This is a genomic window from Chitinophaga sancti, assembly GCF_034424315.1.
GTDB lineage: Bacteria > Bacteroidota > Bacteroidia > Chitinophagales > Chitinophagaceae > Chitinophaga > Chitinophaga sancti.
Map to the genome: position 1 here is coordinate 5,991,716 of NZ_CP139972.1, position 19,275 is coordinate 6,010,990.

The window sequence follows — 19,275 nt, forward strand, 5'->3', positions numbered from 1 at the left end:
CGCATATTGAATACTGATTGACAGTGAAACAAGCGTGGTGCCTTCCTTAGGAAGAAGACCCATGATTAATAGATTTGTTTATTGAAAACTAGATTATCAAACGGAAATACTGATAACAGAAAGGAATATTGACTAACCGGTATTTTTAAATAAACTGATATTATTAACAAGCAGCATTAGCAATTAACAGAAAGAATTTAGCAGATACATAATTGAAATAACTGGCGCTATTGCATGGCAGTATTGAGTCCTGCATGATAGTGACGGGCATTATAGACCATTTAAAAAATTGTACACGTTACGGATTCTGTAATTCACCAAAAGGGCAATTGAATACTCAATTTTTTTAAGTAGAGTGTTCCTAAAAAGCAGAATCTGCCGGGAAACAATAGAATTTGAATTATGTTTGATCTATCATGGGCATTTGCCGAAGAGCAGGACCAGAAAGACACATTGAAAAGCTATAGGAATCAGTTTTATTTCCCACAGCGGAATGGAAAGGATGCGATATATTTTTGTGGAAATTCACTGGGTCTGCAGGCGAAGAATGTACAACCTGCAATCATGCAGGAGTTGGAAGACTGGCAGCAATGTGCAGTAGAGGGGTATTGGGGTGCCAGGAATCCATGGTTATATTATCAGCAATATTGCAGCAAGCCGATGATGGAGATAGTAGGTGCCAGCCAGGAGGAACTGACAGTAATGAATACACTAACTGTCAATCTGCACTTGATGATGATGACATTTTACAAACCGACAAAGGAAAGATTCAAGATATTAATGGAAGCAGGTGCGTTTCCCAGCGATCAGTACGCTGTGGAAACGCAGGTGAAACTGCATGGCCTGGATCCGGCAACGGCGATAATAGAAGTAGCGCCCCGTGAAGGAGAATTTTTAATAAGTGAGGAAGATATTTTTCAGATTATTGATCAGGAAAGTAGTAGCTTAGCGCTTATATTGTTGGGGGGAATAAACTATTATACCGGCCAATTGTTTAATATGCAATCCATTACGGAAGCAGCCCATAGAGCAGGGGCTGTAGTCGGGTTCGACCTGGCACACGTAGTAGGAAACGTACCTGTGAAGTTACACGACTGGGAAGTAGATTTTGCCGTGTGGTGCTCCTATAAGTATTTAAATGGAGGCCCGGGCGCAGTAGGTGGAGCATTTATACATGAAAGACATGCCCGAGACAGGAACCGGCCAAGATTAGGCGGCTGGTGGGGCAACGAGGAAACCATCCGTTTTAAAATGGAAAAAGGCTTTGAGCCTAAAGACCGTGCAGAAGGCTGGCAAATAAGCACGGCACAAGTATTTAACATGGTAGCATTAAAAGCCTCGCTGGAACTGTTTGAATCAGCTGGTATGGCAGCTTTGAGAGAGAAAAGTATACGACTTACCGACTATCTTGAATTCCTGTTAAAACATATAGAAAACATAAAATTTGAAATAATTACGCCTAAAAATTGTAAGGAACGCGGCGCCCAATTATCTTTGCTTTTCCATGACAGAGGTAAAGAAATCCAACAAAAGATGACGGAAGCCGGTATCATTGTGGACTGGCGAGAGCCCGGAGTCATACGGGTTTCACCGGCGCCCTTATATAACTCTTATGGAGACGTATTTCATTTTTATGAAATCATAGCAAATATTGCTTAAAACGCTTAATTAGTAAGTACGATGAATTTTGAGAGAAACGAACGCCCCCGCAGGCCCTACTCTCCTCCTGGTGCAGAAAAAGACCAAGATCCCAATAAGGAGAGACCAGGCGGTTACTTCAAACCCGATTTTAACAATGAAAGGGAGGGCAGACCTGGTGGATATAACCAGGACAATGACAGACCTAATTTTAACCGTGACCGCGGCGAAGGCGGCGGTGGCTATAATCGTGGTGATCGCGATAGTGGCGGCGGTGGATATCGTCCACGCGACAACGGTGGCTATGGCGGTGGCGGCGGTTACGATCGCGGCGGCGGTGGCTACAGTGGTGGCGGAGACCGTGATTTCAACCGTGAAGGCGGCGGTGGTGGTTACAATCGTGGCGGTGGCTATGGCGACCGTGAAGGCGGTGGTGGCGGCTACAACCGTGGCGGCGGTGGTGGTTACGATCGCGGCAGTGGTGGCGGTGGTTACGATCGCGGCAGTGGCGGCGGTGGTTTCAATCGCGGCGGCGGTGGTGGTGGTTACGATCGCGGCGGTGGTGGCGGTGGTTACAATCGCGGCGGTGGCGGCGGTGGTTACGATCGTGGCGGTGGCGGCGGTGGATACGATCGCGGCGGTGGCGGCGGTGGTTACAATCGCGGCGGTGGCGGCGGTGGATACGATCGCGGCGGTGGCGGCGGTGGTTACAATCGCGGCGGCGGCGGTGGTGGATACAATCGCGGCGGCGGTGGTGGCGGTGGCTTCAGAGGAGGCCCAAGACCAGGTGGCGGCGGCATGAGACGTCCGTTCACTCCTAAACCAGATAATAAAATCTACTTTATTGCCCTGCTTCCTACAGCTGAAGTAGGTAAAGAGATTATCAAAATAAAGCAGGATTTCGCTGAGAACTTCGGTCCTGTATATGCGCTGAAAGTACTGCCGCATATCACACTCCAGGTTCCTTTCACAGCTGATCCGGCATTGGAAAAAGCCTTCTGCGATGAACTGGCTGAATTTGCTAAAACCCAGGCGCCTTTCGAAGTGTCCCTGAATGGTTTTGGTACATTCCCGAACAAGCAGAACCGCGTACTGTTCATCAACGTTGAAAAGAGCGAAACCATGAGCGCCCTGCACAGACAACTGATCAACTTCCTGCGTAAGGAATTCGGTTTCAGTACCATGCTGGCTCGTACGGGTTTCACACCTCACGTTACCGTGGCTTTCAAAGACCTCGAAGATGCACAATTCGAAAAGGCCTGGCCAGAATACGAAAACAAGGAATACACTGCTTCATTCAAAGTGAACAACCTGTATTTCCTCCGTCATAACGGTAAATCCTGGGAAGTACTGCAGAAGTGCAAACTGGGTGGTGCGTGATCGGAATAAGATTATCACTAATGAAAAGAGGAAGGCAATTGCCTTCCTCTTTTTTATTTCCTATAGATCCTATACGTATTTCCTTCCTTTGTCCAATTTGAGTTTGTTATAAAAGAAATCTGATTCATTATTTCTGTCAGTGATGTCGTTTCCGGCGATAAGCGTTCAAGGTGCAAAGTGTCTATGCTTTCGTCTGTAACGATAATCTTCACACCATAGTAACCCGACAGCGTTTTAATTACATCGCGAATCTGCATACCATCAAACACAAACCGGTTCTCTTTCCACGCTATAAAATTTGCATCATTATTTGCATCTTCTTTAGGTTGTTTACCCGCAGCAAATGTCACCTTACGTCCTGGTGTTACTACCAGTTTATGTACGTCATGTGATACGGCTACTTTCCCGGTTACGACCGCAACTTCCACAGGTGTGGCAGCATATGCACGTACATCGAAAGAAGTTCCCAGTACCTGTGTCTGTGTCTCATTCGCATACACCACAAATGGTCTTCCCGGTTCGTTAGCGACTTCAAAGAATGCCTCTCCTTCCAGGTGAATTGCTCTTTCGGCACCAGCCAGTTGCTTGTCATAACGTAAACGGCTGTGCTGGTTCATGTATACTTTACTTCCATCAGGCAGAGAGATTGTCTTCTTCTCATTGGCTGCAGTCAGCTCAGTGATTTCATTCGGTCCGCGCAGGGTAAAGTAAAGCATTGTTGCTACTGCAATACCGGTAATGCTGGCTGCAATACGCAGGTACATATTCCGCTTACTCACTATCTTCAGTTCGGGGGCATCATTTGTATACATACTTTCTCTGAAGCGTTGCCAGTTCGCTTCTGTATCAGGGATAAAGTGAGTATCATGTTCCCCGGTTATCGTCCACGTGCGCCTGATCTCATCGAAGTAACGGCGATGTGTGGCATCTTCGTCTAACCATGTTTGCAGCATGGTTTGCTCAGAAGGGGAGAGTGAATCCTCCAGCGAGCGTACGATCAGCGTATCAATATTTTCAAATTGCTCAGACATACATGTCAACATTGTAAAAGTAAAGGATAAAGCGCCGCTCCTGCTATGAACAGGATAGTCACCTGCAAATAGTCCTGCAGGGAAATTCGTAGTTTTTTAAGAGCTGTTACCATTTGGTTCTCCACTGTTTTTACAGAGATATTCAGTGTAGTAGCAATCTCCTTGTATGATAGTTCTTCATATCGGCTAAGTATAAAAATCTCCCTGCACTTTTCGGGCAGCTTGTCTACCGCCTGCTGAATATGGCGGGTGGTCTGCTGCAGGCTCATGCCTGTGCCAGGGTTCTCCACCCGAACCGGTTCATGCTGTTCACCCAATTCCATATGTACTCCTCTTCGCTTTTGTTTATCAACATAATCCAGTGCCATATTGATCGCGGCTTTGTGCAGGTAAGCCTTAAAATAGACTTCCTGTAGTTCAGCCCGGCGATTCCAGATCTTAATAAATACATCCTGTGCAAGGTCTTCCGCAGTGGCAGTGTCCTGAACAATGCGGTAGATCGTCTTGCAGACAAAGGGAAACCAATTCCTGAACAGTGTTTCCATGAACAACTGTTCATTTTCCCGTAATAATTTTTGCAATGCAGCATTTTCCGGCATGGTACAAAAATAACCTTTGTCCGTATTCCCTTTCGTATAGGAAGAAACAGTACTGGAAAATGTCCTGAGTACAGCTTGCATATGTGACAATTAGATTTGCTGTGATATTATAGATAACGGCTGTCACTGCTGATACCCCTATGTGGAGAGAAAATAAAAAAGGGAGCGGGCGCTCCCCTAAAAAAAATGGAGCCGGCCATACTGAAGTATGGAACCGGCTTTTTGATTAACCCCTATGAAAACCAACTATTGCTATCTTAAATTATTTTTCTGCCAGTTTAATTTCGCCCAGATCGGTTGCCTTGCCATCTTCTACTCTCACATTTGCGATAGTCACATCCTGGAATGGACTTTTGGCAGTCACGATCACAGTATATGTGCCGGCTTTGGCCTGTTGCAATGAAAATGTTCCATCATTCACAGGAGCCTTTAAAGTATCTGTTCCTATAATCGCCCATGCTGTTGTTGCGCCATCTGCAGGCGTTATCTTTCCTGAGATACTTCCTTCATCACTTGTCCTGAAGGCAAACGCACCTGTCACGGCTATAGCTAGGACTAACATTATCTTTTTCATGGTCGTTTCAATTAATATGGTTGTGTAAGTAAAATCAATTAGCATGCCAAGGGGAAAGGGTTCAAATGCTTTAACATTACTTTAGGTGTGGGTTACAAGAGCCCGCTATAAACGTTATAGATGCTGCACTTACCAATGCAGCATCATAACGTTCCCTAAAAATAAAAGCTCCTGCCGAAGGCAGGAGCTTTTATTTTTGGCTTATTAAGAATAAACTATCTTCTATTTAATTTTAACAGCAGTTGCAGTATCTCCAGATATAACCATACCAATACCACCAGCAGACCAAACGCAGCATACCACTCAAAATACTTAGGCATACCCTGGGCAGTACCCTGCTCAATCATATCAAAGTTCAGGATTAGGTTCAGCGCAGCAATCGCAACTACTACCAGTGAAAAGATAATACCTACTGTGCCACCTTGGTGCAGGAAAGGAATATCAATAGAGAAAAGACGCAGTACCAGTGCAATCAGGTAGAACACTGCAATACCTGCAGTCGCTGTATATACAATAGCACGGAACTTTGCAGTTGCACGGAGCACACCGGTTTTGTACAATACCAGCATTGCAATGGCAGTACATAATGTCAGACCTACAGCCTGCATTACAATACCATTATAGAAATTAGCAACCAAAGCGGAGATCACACCGAGAAATAAACCTTCTGCCAGTGCATAAGCAGGTGACAGATATGGTGCCCATTCTTTCTTAAAACTAATAATAATAGCCAGTACGAAGCCACCGATACCTCCTATAAGCAGGAATGGCATAATGTTGCCCTCTCTTGCAAGTACTCCCCAGGAGTAAACAGCCGCACAGATTACCAGGGCTAAAAGAAACGCAGTCTTATTGGCAGTACCCTTAACAGTCATTGAGTTGTCTGTAGATTTCAGGGCAGCTTCCCTAAATGTCTTCTCATTCAGGACAGGATTATTGGGTTGGAATAATGCCATGATGTTTTAATAATTTGTCAGCTAAATTACGATTTTCACTCATAATTATCGTAAACCAAATGCGAATTCGTTGTTAAACTCCGGTAGTCACAGGTTTTCCTTTAAACACCCCAATAGCCACCGGGTTGAAAATTTAGCTAACCCCATGATCTATTACTAAAAGTTATGGTTCATAACTTTTAGCTATGCTGGCGATCAGACAAAGTCTACTGAGTTTGTGTACTTTTGTTAAAATTCAGCCATCGGAAAGTAATATGATTTAAAACAGTAAATACTACCCTCCGAATCGTTAAATTTACAGCCTGAAAAAATATCTTCGTTAAATAAGATCTTAAATGTCAAATACTTCGGTTCAACAGATAGAGGATGTCGTGATCAAGTTCGCTGGGGATAGTGGTGACGGTATGCAGTTGACGGGAACTCAGTTTTCCAATAATACAGCCCTCGTGGGTAATGACCTCAGCACTTTTCCTGACTTCCCGGCCGAAATCCGTGCCCCACAGGGTACCCTGGCCGGTGTGAGCGGATTCCAGCTCCATTTCTCCTCCAACCGTATATTTACCCCTGGTGATGCCTGTGATGTACTGGTGGCTATGAACGCAGCTGCGCTGAAAGCCAACCTCAAATCCCTTAAGAAAGGCGGTATCATCATCGCAAATACTGACGGTTTTGATTCAAAAAACCTGCGCCTGGCCAACTACCCTGACGGTGTAAACCCACTCGAAGATGGTTCCCTGGTGAATTACCAGCTTCATACCATGGACGTGACCAAGATGACGCGTGAAGCGCTCAAGGAAAGTACCCTGGGTATGAAAGAAAAGGACAGGGCCAAGAATATGTTCGTGCTTGGATTCCTCTACTGGTTGTACGACCGTAGCCTGGAAAGCACTGAAAACTTCCTCAACGAGAAATTCGGTAAGAAACCCGAAATCTTAGATAGCAACCTGAAAGCGCTGAGAGCAGGTTATAACCTGGGCGATACCGTAGAAGCCTTTACCACCCGCTACCGTGTGGAAAAAGCGAGAATGGAGCCCGGTACCTACCGCAGCATCACAGGTAACACTGCCCTGTCTTACGGCCTCATCGCCGCCAGTCAGAAGGCAAACCTGCCCCTGTTCCTGGGTACCTACCCAATTACACCCGCATCTGATATCCTGCATGAGCTGAGCCGTTACAAAAACTTCAATATCCGCACCTTCCAGGCTGAAGATGAAATAGCAGGTATTGCTTCCGCCATTGGTGCATCCTACGGTGGCCATATGGGGGTAACAACCACCTCTGGTCCTGGTATGGCACTGAAAGGCGAAGCCATCGGTCTGGCAGTAATGTTGGAGATCCCGCTGCTGATCATTAACGTTCAGCGTGGCGGTCCTTCCACAGGTCTGCCTACCAAAACAGAACAATCTGACCTCTTACAGGCATATTATGGTCGTAATGGCGAATGTCCGATGCCAGTGATCTCCGCATCTACACCATCTGACTGTTTCGATGCGGCTTATGAAGCATTCCGTCTTTCCATCGCACACATGACCCCTGTGATCCTGCTGAGTGATGGTTATATCGCAAATGGTGCTGAACCATGGCGTTTCCCGAAGGCTGACGACCTTAAACCAATTCCGGTGAAGTTCAAAACTGTACTGGAAGAAGGTGAGGATACCTACCTCCCTTATCACCGTGATGAAAACCTGGTGCGCCCCTGGGCAGTGCCTGGTACCCCTGGCCTGGAACACCGTATCGGTGGCCTGGAAAAACAGAACATCACCGGTAACGTTAGCTACGATCCTGAAAACCACCAGGTAATGGTGCGCATCCGCCAGGAAAAAGTTGACAAGATCGCAGATCACATTCCTCCTCAGACAATAGAACTGGGTCCTGAAAAGGGTAAAGTACTGGTACTGGGCTGGGGTTCTACTTATGGTGCTATCAAGAGCGCTGTACTGGAACTGCTGGCAGAAGGCCACGAAGTAGCGCATGCACACATCCGCTACCTGCGTCCTTTCCCTAAGAACCTGGGTGAGATCCTGCACAACTATGATAAAGTATTGATTCCTGAAATCAACAACGGGCAGCTCATCAAGATTATTCGTGAGCAATTCCTGATCGATGCACAGGGTTATAATAAGATCATGGGTGTACCTATCACTAAAAGCGAACTGGTTAATAAAATCAGGGAGATGCTGTAGTAATGATAATCAGCTAACTAGCATATTGACAAAAGATCCTGTCCTCCGGGGCAGGATTTTTTTTGTATATTCATTTATCGCCAAATGCTTATTATGAAAAGCCTCGTACTGTTTTTATCGCTTTCGTTCATCAGCTTAGCACTAGCCGCACAGACACATAGTTATGAAATCCGCTATGGCAGTCATGTGATCGGCAATATCACTGCTGTGCAGAAAGTAACAGGCACCGCCAGACAAATTGCCATCCAGAGTAATGTCGATATGAAACCTCTTGCCAGATTCAACCTCAATATTGATTGTGATTACGATAACAATGTACTTGTACTTGCGAATGCAAAGCGCACCACAGGAAAGGAGGGAGACAACAAGTACAGCGTGACCAAAAGAGATGGGAAAAATTACAGCATCAACCATAATGGGGAACGATCAGTACTGAACAACACAGATATCGTACATACCGTATCGGAATTATATTTCTTCGAACCGCATCACATCACCAGCATATTTTCAGAACTACAGGGGGCCTTCCTGCCACTCAAATCATTAGGGAATGGGTTATATGAGCTGACCCTGCCAGAGGGCAAAAAGAACGTATATAAATACGAAAAAGGTACTTTGGTGCAAGTGGAGATACCGCAGGCTTTCGGAAAAGCACTGGTGGTGAAAATAAGTTAAAAAAGAGCGGCAGGTCAGCACAAGCGACCCGCCGCAGAAACCTTAGTCTATAACTTTTTCAATTATAGCGCCGCTCACTTTGTCTTTCAGGATCAACTTCTTCGTACCATAATGTGTCATTTCTTCTTTTACAAGATAGTATTGTGCATCATATTCCTGCTGTGACACATCCTTCCCCACATTCTCTCGGCCTCTCCAGATCTCCAGTTTCACCGGTTCCCATTGTCTGGAATCAGCACTGCGATAGGCAGCATCCAGAATCGCATTCACCACATAGCCGTCGTAGAACGATTCCTGTGGTGCCCTGTTCTGTTCCATTGCTGCAAACATATCGGTGAACATATGGTTGTAGCCCAGGTCATTCAGTTCATCGCCCACAGGAAATAACCATCCGCTGTTGCTTTCCGCTTTTTCCGCTACATAATCAGCTCCCTTACCGGTGGTGAACATGTCAAAACCTGTACGCAGAAAATTGTTGATCCAGATAGTGCCTTCTGTTCCCATCACTTCGTCGCGCAGGTCTAAACCACCTCTGAAAGTCCAGCTCACTTCGAACTGACCGATGGCCCCATTTTCATATTTTACTAATCCAATGGCATGGTCTTCGGCATCGATCGGTTTTACCTGTGTATCGGCCCAGCACATCACTTCTACTGGTTTAATGTCTTTACCGATAAATGACCGGGCTATTTCCACGCAGTGGCACCCCAGGTCCAGGATACAGCCACCACCTGCCTGTTCCTTATCCCAGAACCATTCGCTGTGTGGGCCGGGATGTGTTTCTCTGGATTTGGCCCAGAGTATTTTGCCCAGTGCTCCGTTCTTCACACTATCCAGTGCTTTCAGGAATTTGGGTGTATATACGAGATCTTCGAGGTAACCATTGAAGATGCCTGCTTTTTCTACAGCTTCCAGCATGCGTTTGGCCTCCGCTGCATTACGGCCAAGTGGCTTTGTGCAGATCACCCCTTTCTTATGTTTACAACAAAGCAATACCGCTACCTCATGGAGGTTATTGGGCAAAGAGATACATACTACATCCACATCAGGATGAGCAATGGATGCCTCTATATCCGTTGTCCAGTGAGGAACCTGGTAGTCTGCGGCGAACTTCTGTGCAGTCTCTTCCCTGCGGGAATAAATACTAACAATCTTATCACGGCTACGCTGCCCCAGCAGGGAATCAGCATAGAATCGGCCTATAAAGCCTGAACCTAACATGGAAATACGTTGCATACTTACAAAGCGGGTTTGGTTTGTTTTTCCTTAAACAATACGAGGAAGATGAAACATACTGCCAGCGCGATACCGGCAGGAATAATCCATACACGGCGCCAGGATTCTGCTAAAGGCAGATCTTTGTAATGATCAGAAATAATACCTGCTACCCAGAAGCCGATCAGCATACCTACCCCATAGGTAGCGAGTGTGATCAGCCCCTGTGCCGCACTCTTATATTTCTCACCTGCCTGTGCATCCGTATAGATCTGACCAGACACAAAGAAGAAATCATAACAGATACCATGCAGTGCGATACCGAGGATCAGCATGAACAGGAGACCGTTGGCATCACCATAAGCAAACAATGCATAGCGGATAGCCCATGCCAGCATACCTGCCATGATGGTTTTTTTGAAACCATATTTTCTGAAGAATACAGGAATCAGCAGGATCAGGAAAGTTTCAGAAAGCTGACCGATCGTCATCATCAGTGTCACATGCGGCATCTTCATTTCTTCGAAGAAACGGTGTGCGTTCTGATAATAGAATGCCAGTGGAATACAGATCAGAATAGAGGAGATAAAGAATACTAAGAAGTTTCCATTCTTCAGCAAGCGGATGGCGTCGAGACCTAAAATTTCACCAATACTTTCTTTCTGATTTTTGTCCTTAATAGGCGGTGTCTTTGGGAGACTAAAACTGTAAATTCCCAGGATCACAGAGGCGATACCAGCCATGGCAAAAGTGTTCTTCAGCATTCCTTCAGAAACGCCTTCTTTGGTATCCCAGGCAAATACAGACACCAGTACACCCGCTATAATCCAGCCGATGGTACCAAACATGCGGATCACGGAGAATTGTTTTTCAGGATTGGTCATCTGGCGGAATGAAACGGAATTGACCAGTGCGAGCGTGGGCATGAAGAGAACCATGTAAGCAAATACATACGGATAGAACACGCTTACATCTTCTGAACGGAACATCTGGAACATCAGGAACGCGCCTGCCAGGTGCAGTATGCCCAGGATGCGCTCCGCATTGAAGAACTTATCGGCGATCATACCGATAATAAAAGGAGCGATAATAGCGCCGTATGACTGGGTGGAGAATACATTGGCAGTGGCGATACCGGATGCATGAAGGTTCGCGCTTAAATAGGTTCCTAATGTAACAAACCATGCCCCCCAGATAAAGAATTCCAGGAACATCATAACGGATAGCCGGATAACGGTGCTTACTTTCATAACGATTTAATACTTAACGATGACGAGTTTTTACCCGTATAAGATAAGTAAAATATAACCGAAATTGCAATAGGCAATAAAAAACACGCTTCTACCTGCGGCGGAAGCGTGTTTTTTACTCAGTGGCCTGCTATAATTATAAAATCCTTTTTGGCAATACTGTAATTTCCGAGCCCTCTGCCAGCAATGCGGATATTGGCGGCTCACTCAGCATGGGCACAAAATCATTTCCATACAGGGCTGCGGTATCTACCTGGTAGCTATAATCAATCATACCATGTGTTTTCCACTGTGGATGGGTGACCTGGTATTCCCCGGTTTTTTCCGCACCCATATGGGTATAACCCCAGTAATGATCTGTGATAAATGCCGCTTCACTACCGGCTGTTATCGGTTGGGGTGCTACCTCTGCTTTAGCTGTAAGGTGGTTCCAGTGTGCACCTGCTTTCCATTCATAACTCACCTCCAGCGCTTCGTCAGAAGGTGACCATCTGTGCCGCATGGGGTGCGTAGCGTATTTCTCTTTATAGATTGTATTTGCAACAAAAGTGATGGCACGTTTAGGCACCAGCTCTTTAATAAAAACAACGCCTCTTTTCCAGGTTGCCCCATCCTTATACCGCACGTAGAACCTTAAATTCACTTCCTCAAAATGCCTGTGAAAAGGGATAGAGAAGCCCATTACCCGGGTATTCTGAAACATAAATCCCACAAGACTTACATAATGGTTATCATTCCAGGTATCCAGTTCCGTGCGATAAGGTACATACGCCTTCAGTACAGCAGGATCTGCCTGAAAATTGATCATGAGCAGGTTGCGCCATTCAGCGGCAAGAAAGGGGTTTTGCATAAGCGGTTATTGTCCTTTTATCAGCGTTTTATAATATTTACAGGCAGGCCTGATGCCACATTCCCCACATTTGGGGCTTCTGGCAATACATATATACCGGCCATGCAGGATGAGCCAGTGATGTGCAATATGCACTTTCTCTTCAGGAATATATTTCAGTAATTGCAGCTCCGTCTGCAAAGGAGTTTTGGCATTCGTCGTCAGTCCTACGCGCGCTGATACGCGAAACACATGTGTATCTACAGCCATATTAGGCTGATGATGTACAACAGAAGTAATTACATTGGCAGTCTTCCGGCCCACCCCCGGTAGTTTGATCAGCTCAGATACGGAATCTGGTATCTCTCCGTTAAAGTCTTCCATCAACATCTTAGCCATTCCGATCAGGTGTTTCGTCTTGTTATTAGGATAGCTGATGCTGCGGATCAGAGGAAATAACTCATCGAACGTGGCGTGGCTCATACTCTCTGCATCCGGGTACTTTTTGAAGATAGCCGGTGTAGTCATATTCACCCTTTTGTCTGTACATTGCGCAGACAGGATGACGGCCACCAATAATTGATAAGGATTATCGTAGAGCAGTTCAGTCTCCGCATTGGGAGCATGTTGCTCGAAATAGTTGAGTACAAAGGCAAACCGCTCTTTCTTTGTCATACCTGTAAAGGTATGGCAAAAAAGGTCTCAAAATTAAAGGTGCTGAAAGGGCCTCTTATTTAGTCGGCTGGGTCTTCTTCGCGTATTCAGCAATCGCTCTGATAGTCTCAGGTCTGGGTGAATAAATAATGTTGTCCAGCGCTTTGCGGGTTTGGTTCAGGCAAATTTGTTCTTCGCGGGAAAGTTCGGGATCTTGATTATCCATTTTGTGCAATTTATTTGCGCTATCAGTAACAGAAAGAAAAGTAGAAAATAGTTGTGTAGAATTCCCCATGCAAATAAGTTTTAATACAAATGATTAATTCATAACAGTATAACGGAGATTATGCAGAATGTATTGTCAAAATAAACGAAATATTTCGAAAGATAAGAGAAGGAAGGGATGGGCGGTAAGGTAGAGAAGCGTGACGATAGCGGCTTTGAATAGTTGAGACTGTTATTGTTCTTCAGTGAAGATAAAAAGGTCCTCATCGTCTTTCTTCATGAGGTATTTTTCGCGGGCAAATTTCTCCAGTTTGTCAGGGCTGGACAATAATTCTTCCTGTTCTTTGCGGGTTTTTACAATTTCCTCCATAAAGAAGGATTTCTGACTTTCCAGTTTATTCACTTCTGAGCTCAGTTCGTACTGTGAGATGAAGTTCTTGCTATCTATAAATGCGAGCCATATTACAAATGCAGCTGCTGACACGAAATATTTATTTCGCATATACACTGGTATCTTTATGGACTTTATTTTAGATATCATGTCTGGCATCGGAACGGAAAGGTACAGAATTCATGCCATACCAAAAAAAATCCGGGTTTTGACGTAAATCAAAACCCGGAATATTGACCACTAATGAAAACTCGGCAATTATGTAATAAAATCACTTGCACGAACTCCAGTTGTGAGAGAGATTACTTCTTACCAAATTTAATGGATTTTCCCGGAAAATAAGCGGTAGTATCCAGTTCTTCTTCGATACGCAGTAACTGGTTGTATTTCGCCATACGATCAGTACGGGAAGCAGAACCGGTTTTGATCTGACCACAGTTCAGGGCTACTGCCAGGTCAGCGATGGTAACGTCTTCAGTTTCGCCGGAACGGTGAGACATGATAGAAGTGAACCCAGCTTTGTGCGCCATGTTTACAGCATCGATAGTTTCAGTAACAGTACCGATCTGGTTAACCTTGACCAGGATGCTGTTAGCGATAGATTCGTCGATACCGGTTTTCAGACGTTTAACGTTAGTTACGAACAGGTCATCACCAACCAGCTGTACTTTATCACCTACAGCATCAGTCAGTTTTTTCCAGCCAGCCCAGTCGTCTTCAGCCATACCGTCTTCGATAGAAACGATAGGATATTTTTTGCACCATTCAGCCCAGAAAGCAACCATTTCATCGCTGCTGATCACTTTGCCGGAGCTTTTGTAGAATTTGTAAGTTTTGTCAGCGTCGTTGAACATTTCGCTGCTTGCAGCATCCAGTGCGATACCGATCTGCTCACCTGGTTTGTAACCAGCTGCTTCGATAGCCAGCAGTACAGTTTCGATAGCTTCTTCGTTACTCTGGATATCCGGAGCGAAACCACCTTCGTCACCTACGTTAGTGCTGTAACCTTTTTTCTTCAGTACAGACTTCAGGTGGTGGAATACTTCAGTACCCCAACGCAGTGCTTCAGAGAAAGAAGGTGCGCCGAAAGGAACGATCATAAATTCCTGGAAATCAATCTTGTTGTCAGCGTGAACGCCACCGTTGATGATGTTCATCAGGGGAACTGGCAGGGTAACAGCAGCTACACCACCCAGGTAACGGTATAAAGGCAGTTCAGCCTGTTCAGCAGCAGCTTTAGCTACAGCCATAGATACAGCCAGGGTAGCGTTTGCTCCCAGTTTACCTTTATTTTCAGTACCATCCAGTTCGATCAGATATTTGTCGATACCGGCCTGGTCAGATACTTCCCATCCTATCAGTTCCTCAGCGATAATGTCGTTGATGTTAGCTACTGCCTGCAAAACGCCTCTACCCATGTAAACAGATTTATCATTGTCACGCAGCTCTACCGCTTCGTGCTTACCAGTGGAAGCACCTGAAGGTACAGCGGCACGGCCAAAGTTACCGTCTTCTGTTGTTACATCTACCTCTACTGTCGGATTACCACGGCTATCAAGAATTTGCCTGGCATGGATTGCTGAAATGGTACTCATTGTTATAAGTTGTTTTAAATTTTATTCGTCAATTCCCTGAAGATAGTTTCCAGACTTTGAGAATTGCTATGCAAAGAAAGTATGTTCCTGTTATTTATCAAAGCAAATTGTAGTAGGTTTTTTCGCACAATTTCCAGTTCATTGGTGTATAATTGCCAGCCATGCGCATCTGTTTGCCTGACGTGAGTCACACCACCGATTGACAATAGCTCTGTCTCATCCGGACCCAGGCCACCAAAGCTCACTTGGATATAACCATTATCTGCACCTTCTTGTTGCAAATTAGCCAGAGAATCGTCAGCCACAATTTTCCCTTTGTTGATAATGATGACCCTGTTACACATCGCCTCTACCTCCTGCATGATGTGGGTACTGAGTACAATGGTCTTTTCCTTACCCAAATTCCTCACCACATCCCTGATCACGTCCAGCTGGTTGGGGTCAAACCCGTTCGTAGGCTCATCCAGGATCAGCACCTCCGGGTCATGGATCAGCGCCTGGGCCAGGCCTACACGCTGCTTGTATCCTTTGGAAAGTGACTGTATTTTTTTACTTACCTCTGGTGTCAATCCCGTCAACTCAATGATTTCGTCAATCCTGCGCTGACTGTTACTGCCCAGCTGGTGTACCTGCGCCATAAAACTTAGGAATTCCCGGACATACATATCCAGGTACAAAGGATTGGCTTCAGGCAGGTAACCTACCCGCTTACGAACTTCCAGCGGATGCGTAGCTACATTGAACCCACATACACTGGCCTCACCACTGGTGATGGGTACATAACCAGTGAGCATTTTCATGGTAGTACTCTTTCCCGCACCATTCGGCCCCAGAAAACCAACTACCTCTCCCTTACCCAGCGTAAAGGAAATATCGCTGACTGCCTGTTGCTCTCCGTAGACTTTGCTGAGTTGTTTGACTATGATTGACATTAGGTTTTTCCGGTTTGGCGGGGCTAAAGTACGGAAATTAATAATTTGTATAGCCCCATTTTAACGTAACATAAACATAGTTAATGCCTCATTCTGGTTCCGAATGACCTGCGGCTGTTGTAAAATTCGAAAATGAAGCAGTACATAAACCTAAAATACCTGCGAATGCTTTATATTCACAGGCACATTGTATAAACCAAATACCCGGGAATTAAAATGGCAATTAATTTAGTAAAGGGACAAACCATTGACCTGCGCAAGAATGACAAAGGAGAAAGCTTCGATCTGTCAGCTGTAACAATTGGATTAGGATGGGATATCCGCAAATCGGGAGCTGGCGGATTTTTTGGGAAACTGCTAGGTGGCAGTAAAGAAGAAGAATATGACTTGGATGCAATCGCATTCCTCCTGGACAAGAATGGAAAAGTGGCAGATCTGGGTAGGACAATTCGGACAAATGATGGCCGTAACATCAGCCTGCACCAGGGCGATGTGATCTTCTTCAATAGCCAGCAACATCCCTCAGGGCATATCTGGCTCACTGGCGATAACCGTACCGGCGCCGGTGACGGAGATGATGAACAAATCATCGTAAAACTGGATAGCCTGGATCAGAAGTACGACAAGATTCTTTTCCTGGTTACTATTTACCAGGGGCGCCAGCGCAATCAACACTTCGGAATGGTGGAAAACGCCTTTATCCGCGCTGTAGATAAAAATGGTAAAGAAATAGCCCGCTTCAGCCTTTCAGGTGATGCAGCCTATAATAATATGCAGGGTATGATCTTCGCCGAAGTATACCGTAAGGATGGTACCTGGAAGTTCAGGGCACTCGGTGAACCTAAACCGAATGACAGTTTCGTCGAAATTCTGAAAAACTACGTGTATTGATCGCGATAGAAAATATCAGGCACATCTCACTGGATGTATGGATGACACTCATTCGCTCTAACCCCGCCTACAAGCAGCTACGTGCGGAAGGGTTTCGTAAATATTTCCGGCTGAGCGAGCATTCCCCGGCTACCGTGGAAGCGGCGATCCGGGAAGTAGATGTACTGGTAAATAATATGAACGAAGTGACGGGCAGGAATGTGCACACCTTCGAAATTTACCTCTTATGCCTGCATAAATTAGGCAGAGACGTAAAAGGAATAACAGCGGAACAACTCACAGGTTGTTATGCAACACTGGAAGAGCTGTGGACACAGTATCCGCCTGTTCCCTTATATAATAATCTGAATACACTGTTTGCCAATATCAGGGCTACCGGCCGCACCATCAGCTTGCTGAGCAATACCGGTTTCATACAGGGGGCCGCATTGCGTAGCATCATGGAACGATTCGGATGGGCGCAATATTTTTCGTTCCAGTTGTATTCAGATGAAACCGGGCATTCCAAACCGGCACCACAGTTCTTTGCACAACTGCTGGAAAAAGCCCGCTACCTGCATGGCGCAGTATTATCCCCGGCGCAGATCTGGCACCTGGGCGATAATCCGCTGGCAGATGTAGAAGGGGCTTCCAATGCCGGAATGAGCGCCTCCCTGACAACATTCGATAAGCAGCCGCTGGATCAGCTATTACAGCTCGCGGCTTTTGATCATGCAAAATAAAATCCATTATGGCAATCAATCTGCAAAAAGGTGAAAGAGCAGACCTGGCATTACCGAAATTCACCATCGGACTGGGCTGGGATGTAAATGAATCACACTCCGGGTCTGAGTTTGACCTGGATGCTTCCGTATTCATGCTGGGAAATAACAGGAAGATACCCGCTGACGAATATTTTGTATTTTATAATAACCTGGAATCGCCGGATAAGTCTGTAAAGCATTCTGGCGATAATCGTACAGGCGCTGGTGATGGAGATGATGAGACCCTGTCAGTTGACCTTTCAGTAATCAATCCCGCCATACAGGAACTGTGTGTAGTGGTGACAATCCACGATGCAGTTACCCGCAAGCAGAACTTCGGACAAGTGCGTAACAGCTTTATCAGGATCTACGATGCAAACTCGAACCAGGAGATCCTGCGCTATGAGCTGGGAGAAGATTTCTCTATAGAAACCGCCGTAGAGTTCGGCCGGATCTATAAGAGAGAGAACCGCTGGCGCTTCGAAGCCGTTGGTGCCGGCCAGCGCGGAGGCCTGCAGGAATACGTAGACCGTTATGCCGGATAAGCACCGGATTCTTTAAAATTCTGGGAATCGCTGATGCTGCGCAGGTATCAGCGATTTTTTTGGAACACTTGTACGGCTCAAATAAACCTGTTAGTTTTACACACCTAAAAGCGAAAATTAAACCGACTTGCAACATGACTGAATTTATCCAGGAGATCATTAATAATCCCATCCCTTCCCTATTGGTAATCGGGAACCTTATCATTATTGAAAGTTTGTTATCCGTGGATAACGCAGCTGTATTGGCTACAATGGTAATGGACCTCCCTCAGAAAGATCGTAACAGAGCTTTAAAATATGGTATCGTCGGCGCTTATGTATTCCGTGGTATCTGCCTGGCATTCGCCGCTTTCCTCATTCAATTCTGGTGGCTGAAACCAATTGGTGGCGCTTACCTCTTATACCTGACTTTGAATTACTTCAAAGAAAAAGCTGCAAAGAAAAAACAGGCTGAAGAAAATGAAGCACCTGAAGCAGTAGATAAATCACAGAACTGGTTTTACAAACATACGATCGGCTGGATGGGCCCATTCTGGGCTACTGTAGCTGTGGTGGAAGTAATGGACCTGGCTTTCTCCCTGGATAACGTTTTTGCAGCTGTGGCATTCAGCAAAAATATAGTGTTGGTTTGGACGGGTGTATTCATCGGTATCCTGGCCATGCGATTTGTAGCGCAGGGTTTCGTAAGACTGATGGAGAAATATCCTTTCCTGGAAACTGCCGCTTTCCTCGTGATCGGCGTACTGGGTATCAAACTGCTGCTGGCAGTATATGAGCACTTCTTTCAAGGTGAGGCATTTGCAACGTTCCTGGGTAGCCACGAAGCTGACTGGGCTACTTCTATAATTACCGTAAGCATCTTTGTTATTCCTATCCTGACAAGTACATTATTTAAATATCCTAAGCCGCATAAAATAGGAGAACATAAATAATTAGCGAATAAATTGATCGAACCAGAAAAAGGCGTGT

20 protein-coding genes are annotated in these 19,275 nt (G+C 45.6%); 8 read left to right on the forward strand and 12 right to left on the reverse strand.

All coding sequences use genetic code 11. From position 1 onward, the window contains the following. Nucleotides 1-402: 402 nt before the first annotated feature. A complete protein-coding gene (kynU, locus tag U0033_RS23470; RefSeq protein ID WP_072365690.1) occupies nt 403-1,659 on the forward strand; it encodes a kynureninase in 1,257 nt (418 codons plus the stop codon). A gap of 21 nt (nt 1,660-1,680) precedes the next feature. Then, the gene (locus U0033_RS23475; RefSeq protein WP_322518439.1) at nt 1,681-3,018 is read left to right on the forward strand and encodes a 2'-5' RNA ligase family protein; all 1,338 of its coding nucleotides are present in this window, start codon (nt 1,681-1,683) and stop codon (nt 3,016-3,018) included. Nucleotides 3,019-3,071: 53 nt separating this feature from the next. On the opposite strand, the gene U0033_RS23480 is transcribed toward U0033_RS23475, so the two are convergent. The 4 genes from U0033_RS23480 to U0033_RS23495 all read right to left on the reverse strand — a co-directional run bounded on the left by U0033_RS23480 (nt 3,072) and on the right by U0033_RS23495 (nt 6,178). After that, nucleotides 3,072-4,049 carry a FecR family protein gene (locus U0033_RS23480; protein WP_072364101.1) on the reverse strand — a complete coding sequence of 326 codons (978 nt, stop codon included), beginning with the start codon at nt 4,047-4,049 and terminating at the stop codon, nt 3,072-3,074. Between the two features lie 5 nt (nt 4,050-4,054). Then, nucleotides 4,055-4,729 carry an RNA polymerase sigma factor gene (locus U0033_RS23485; protein ID WP_072364100.1) on the reverse strand — a complete coding sequence of 225 codons (675 nt, stop codon included), beginning with the start codon at nt 4,727-4,729 and terminating at the stop codon, nt 4,055-4,057. 181 nt (nt 4,730-4,910) lie between these two features. Further along, nucleotides 4,911-5,222 (reverse strand): peptidase associated/transthyretin-like domain-containing protein, encoded by a 312-nt coding sequence (locus tag U0033_RS23490; RefSeq protein ID WP_072364099.1) that lies wholly within the window; start codon nt 5,220-5,222, stop codon nt 4,911-4,913. 215 nt (nt 5,223-5,437) lie between these two features. Beyond that, the gene (locus U0033_RS23495; RefSeq protein WP_072364098.1) at nt 5,438-6,178 is read right to left on the reverse strand and encodes a Bax inhibitor-1/YccA family protein; all 741 of its coding nucleotides are present in this window, start codon (nt 6,176-6,178) and stop codon (nt 5,438-5,440) included. A 335-nt stretch (nt 6,179-6,513) separates the two neighbouring features. Between U0033_RS23495 and U0033_RS23500 the strand changes: the two genes are divergently transcribed. Then, nucleotides 6,514-8,361, forward strand: a complete 1,848-nt coding sequence (locus tag U0033_RS23500; RefSeq protein WP_072364097.1) for a 2-oxoacid:acceptor oxidoreductase subunit alpha — start codon at nt 6,514-6,516, stop codon at nt 8,359-8,361. A gap of 93 nt (nt 8,362-8,454) precedes the next feature. Next, nucleotides 8,455-9,036 carry a DUF6134 family protein gene (locus tag U0033_RS23505; RefSeq protein ID WP_072364096.1) on the forward strand — a complete coding sequence of 194 codons (582 nt, stop codon included), beginning with the start codon at nt 8,455-8,457 and terminating at the stop codon, nt 9,034-9,036. 42 nt (nt 9,037-9,078) lie between these two features. Here the strand turns inward: U0033_RS23505 and U0033_RS23510 are convergent, their stop codons facing one another. From U0033_RS23510 to U0033_RS23545, 8 genes are all read right to left on the reverse strand, one after another. Beyond that, on the reverse strand, nt 9,079-10,272 hold the full coding sequence (locus U0033_RS23510; protein ID WP_072364095.1) for a Gfo/Idh/MocA family protein: 1,194 nt from the start codon (nt 10,270-10,272) through the stop codon (nt 9,079-9,081). Between the two features lie 2 nt (nt 10,273-10,274). Further along, entirely contained in the window at nt 10,275-11,501 is a 1,227-nt protein-coding gene (locus U0033_RS23515; protein WP_072364094.1) for an MFS transporter, read from the reverse strand. Between the two features lie 136 nt (nt 11,502-11,637). Then, nucleotides 11,638-12,351: a YqjF family protein gene (locus U0033_RS23520; protein ID WP_072364093.1), complete on the reverse strand. Its 714-nt coding sequence runs from the start codon at nt 12,349-12,351 to the stop codon at nt 11,638-11,640. 6 nt (nt 12,352-12,357) lie between these two features. Further along, the gene (gene nth / locus U0033_RS23525) at nt 12,358-13,005 is read right to left on the reverse strand and encodes an endonuclease III (RefSeq protein WP_072364092.1); all 648 of its coding nucleotides are present in this window, start codon (nt 13,003-13,005) and stop codon (nt 12,358-12,360) included. 55 nt (nt 13,006-13,060) lie between these two features. Further along, nucleotides 13,061-13,210, reverse strand: coding sequence for a hypothetical protein (locus U0033_RS23530; RefSeq protein WP_218164084.1), 150 nt, complete (start codon nt 13,208-13,210; stop codon nt 13,061-13,063). Between the two features lie 231 nt (nt 13,211-13,441). Continuing rightward, nucleotides 13,442-13,711 carry an FtsB family cell division protein gene (locus U0033_RS23535; RefSeq protein ID WP_245801838.1) on the reverse strand — a complete coding sequence of 90 codons (270 nt, stop codon included), beginning with the start codon at nt 13,709-13,711 and terminating at the stop codon, nt 13,442-13,444. Nucleotides 13,712-13,902: 191 nt separating this feature from the next. Further along, on the reverse strand, nt 13,903-15,195 hold the full coding sequence (gene eno / locus U0033_RS23540) for a phosphopyruvate hydratase (protein ID WP_072364089.1): 1,293 nt from the start codon (nt 15,193-15,195) through the stop codon (nt 13,903-13,905). Nucleotides 15,196-15,209: 14 nt separating this feature from the next. After that, nucleotides 15,210-16,127 carry an ATP-binding cassette domain-containing protein gene (locus U0033_RS23545; RefSeq protein WP_072364088.1) on the reverse strand — a complete coding sequence of 306 codons (918 nt, stop codon included), beginning with the start codon at nt 16,125-16,127 and terminating at the stop codon, nt 15,210-15,212. Between the two features lie 216 nt (nt 16,128-16,343). On the opposite strand from U0033_RS23545, the gene U0033_RS23550 reads away from it, so the two are divergent. The 4 genes from U0033_RS23550 (at nt 16,344) to U0033_RS23565 (ending at nt 19,238) form a co-directional block, all read left to right on the forward strand. After that, a complete protein-coding gene (locus U0033_RS23550; protein WP_072364087.1) occupies nt 16,344-17,018 on the forward strand; it encodes a TerD family protein in 675 nt (224 codons plus the stop codon). Beyond that, nucleotides 17,015-17,740 (forward strand): HAD family hydrolase, encoded by a 726-nt coding sequence (locus tag U0033_RS23555; protein WP_072364086.1) that lies wholly within the window; start codon nt 17,015-17,017, stop codon nt 17,738-17,740. The genes U0033_RS23550 and U0033_RS23555 overlap by 4 nt, the downstream gene beginning before the upstream one ends. Nucleotides 17,741-17,748: 8 nt before the next feature. After that, complete coding sequence (locus tag U0033_RS23560) at nt 17,749-18,306, forward strand: TerD family protein (RefSeq protein WP_072364085.1); 558 nt, start codon at nt 17,749-17,751, stop codon at nt 18,304-18,306. A gap of 134 nt (nt 18,307-18,440) precedes the next feature. Beyond that, a complete protein-coding gene (locus U0033_RS23565) occupies nt 18,441-19,238 on the forward strand; it encodes a TerC family protein (protein ID WP_072364084.1) in 798 nt (265 codons plus the stop codon). Nucleotides 19,239-19,275: the final 37 nt, after the last annotated feature.

Coding starts and splice junctions, on each gene's coding strand:
- eno (WP_072364089.1), bottom strand. CDS start 15,195: ATGAGTACCATTTCAGCAATCCATGCCAGGCAAATTCTTGATAGCCGT.
- U0033_RS23485 (WP_072364100.1), bottom strand. CDS start 4,729: ATGCAAGCTGTACTCAGGACATTTTCCAGTACTGTTTCTTCCTATACG.
- U0033_RS23565 (WP_072364084.1), top strand. CDS start 18,441: ATGACTGAATTTATCCAGGAGATCATTAATAATCCCATCCCTTCCCTA.
- U0033_RS23545 (WP_072364088.1), bottom strand. CDS start 16,127: ATGTCAATCATAGTCAAACAACTCAGCAAAGTCTACGGAGAGCAACAG.
- U0033_RS23515 (WP_072364094.1), bottom strand. CDS start 11,501: ATGAAAGTAAGCACCGTTATCCGGCTATCCGTTATGATGTTCCTGGAA.
- U0033_RS23495 (WP_072364098.1), bottom strand. CDS start 6,178: ATGGCATTATTCCAACCCAATAATCCTGTCCTGAATGAGAAGACATTT.
- U0033_RS23560 (WP_072364085.1), top strand. CDS start 17,749: ATGGCAATCAATCTGCAAAAAGGTGAAAGAGCAGACCTGGCATTACCG.
- U0033_RS23490 (WP_072364099.1), bottom strand. CDS start 5,222: ATGAAAAAGATAATGTTAGTCCTAGCTATAGCCGTGACAGGTGCGTTT.
- nth (WP_072364092.1), bottom strand. CDS start 13,005: ATGACAAAGAAAGAGCGGTTTGCCTTTGTACTCAACTATTTCGAGCAA.
- U0033_RS23535 (WP_245801838.1), bottom strand. CDS start 13,711: ATGCGAAATAAATATTTCGTGTCAGCAGCTGCATTTGTAATATGGCTC.
- U0033_RS23530 (WP_218164084.1), bottom strand. CDS start 13,210: ATGGATAATCAAGATCCCGAACTTTCCCGCGAAGAACAAATTTGCCTG.
- U0033_RS23520 (WP_072364093.1), bottom strand. CDS start 12,351: ATGCAAAACCCCTTTCTTGCCGCTGAATGGCGCAACCTGCTCATGATC.
- U0033_RS23550 (WP_072364087.1), top strand. CDS start 16,344: ATGGCAATTAATTTAGTAAAGGGACAAACCATTGACCTGCGCAAGAAT.
- U0033_RS23475 (WP_322518439.1), top strand. CDS start 1,681: ATGAATTTTGAGAGAAACGAACGCCCCCGCAGGCCCTACTCTCCTCCT.
- U0033_RS23480 (WP_072364101.1), bottom strand. CDS start 4,049: ATGTCTGAGCAATTTGAAAATATTGATACGCTGATCGTACGCTCGCTG.
- U0033_RS23510 (WP_072364095.1), bottom strand. CDS start 10,272: ATGCAACGTATTTCCATGTTAGGTTCAGGCTTTATAGGCCGATTCTAT.
- U0033_RS23505 (WP_072364096.1), top strand. CDS start 8,455: ATGAAAAGCCTCGTACTGTTTTTATCGCTTTCGTTCATCAGCTTAGCA.
- kynU (WP_072365690.1), top strand. CDS start 403: ATGTTTGATCTATCATGGGCATTTGCCGAAGAGCAGGACCAGAAAGAC.
- U0033_RS23500 (WP_072364097.1), top strand. CDS start 6,514: ATGTCAAATACTTCGGTTCAACAGATAGAGGATGTCGTGATCAAGTTC.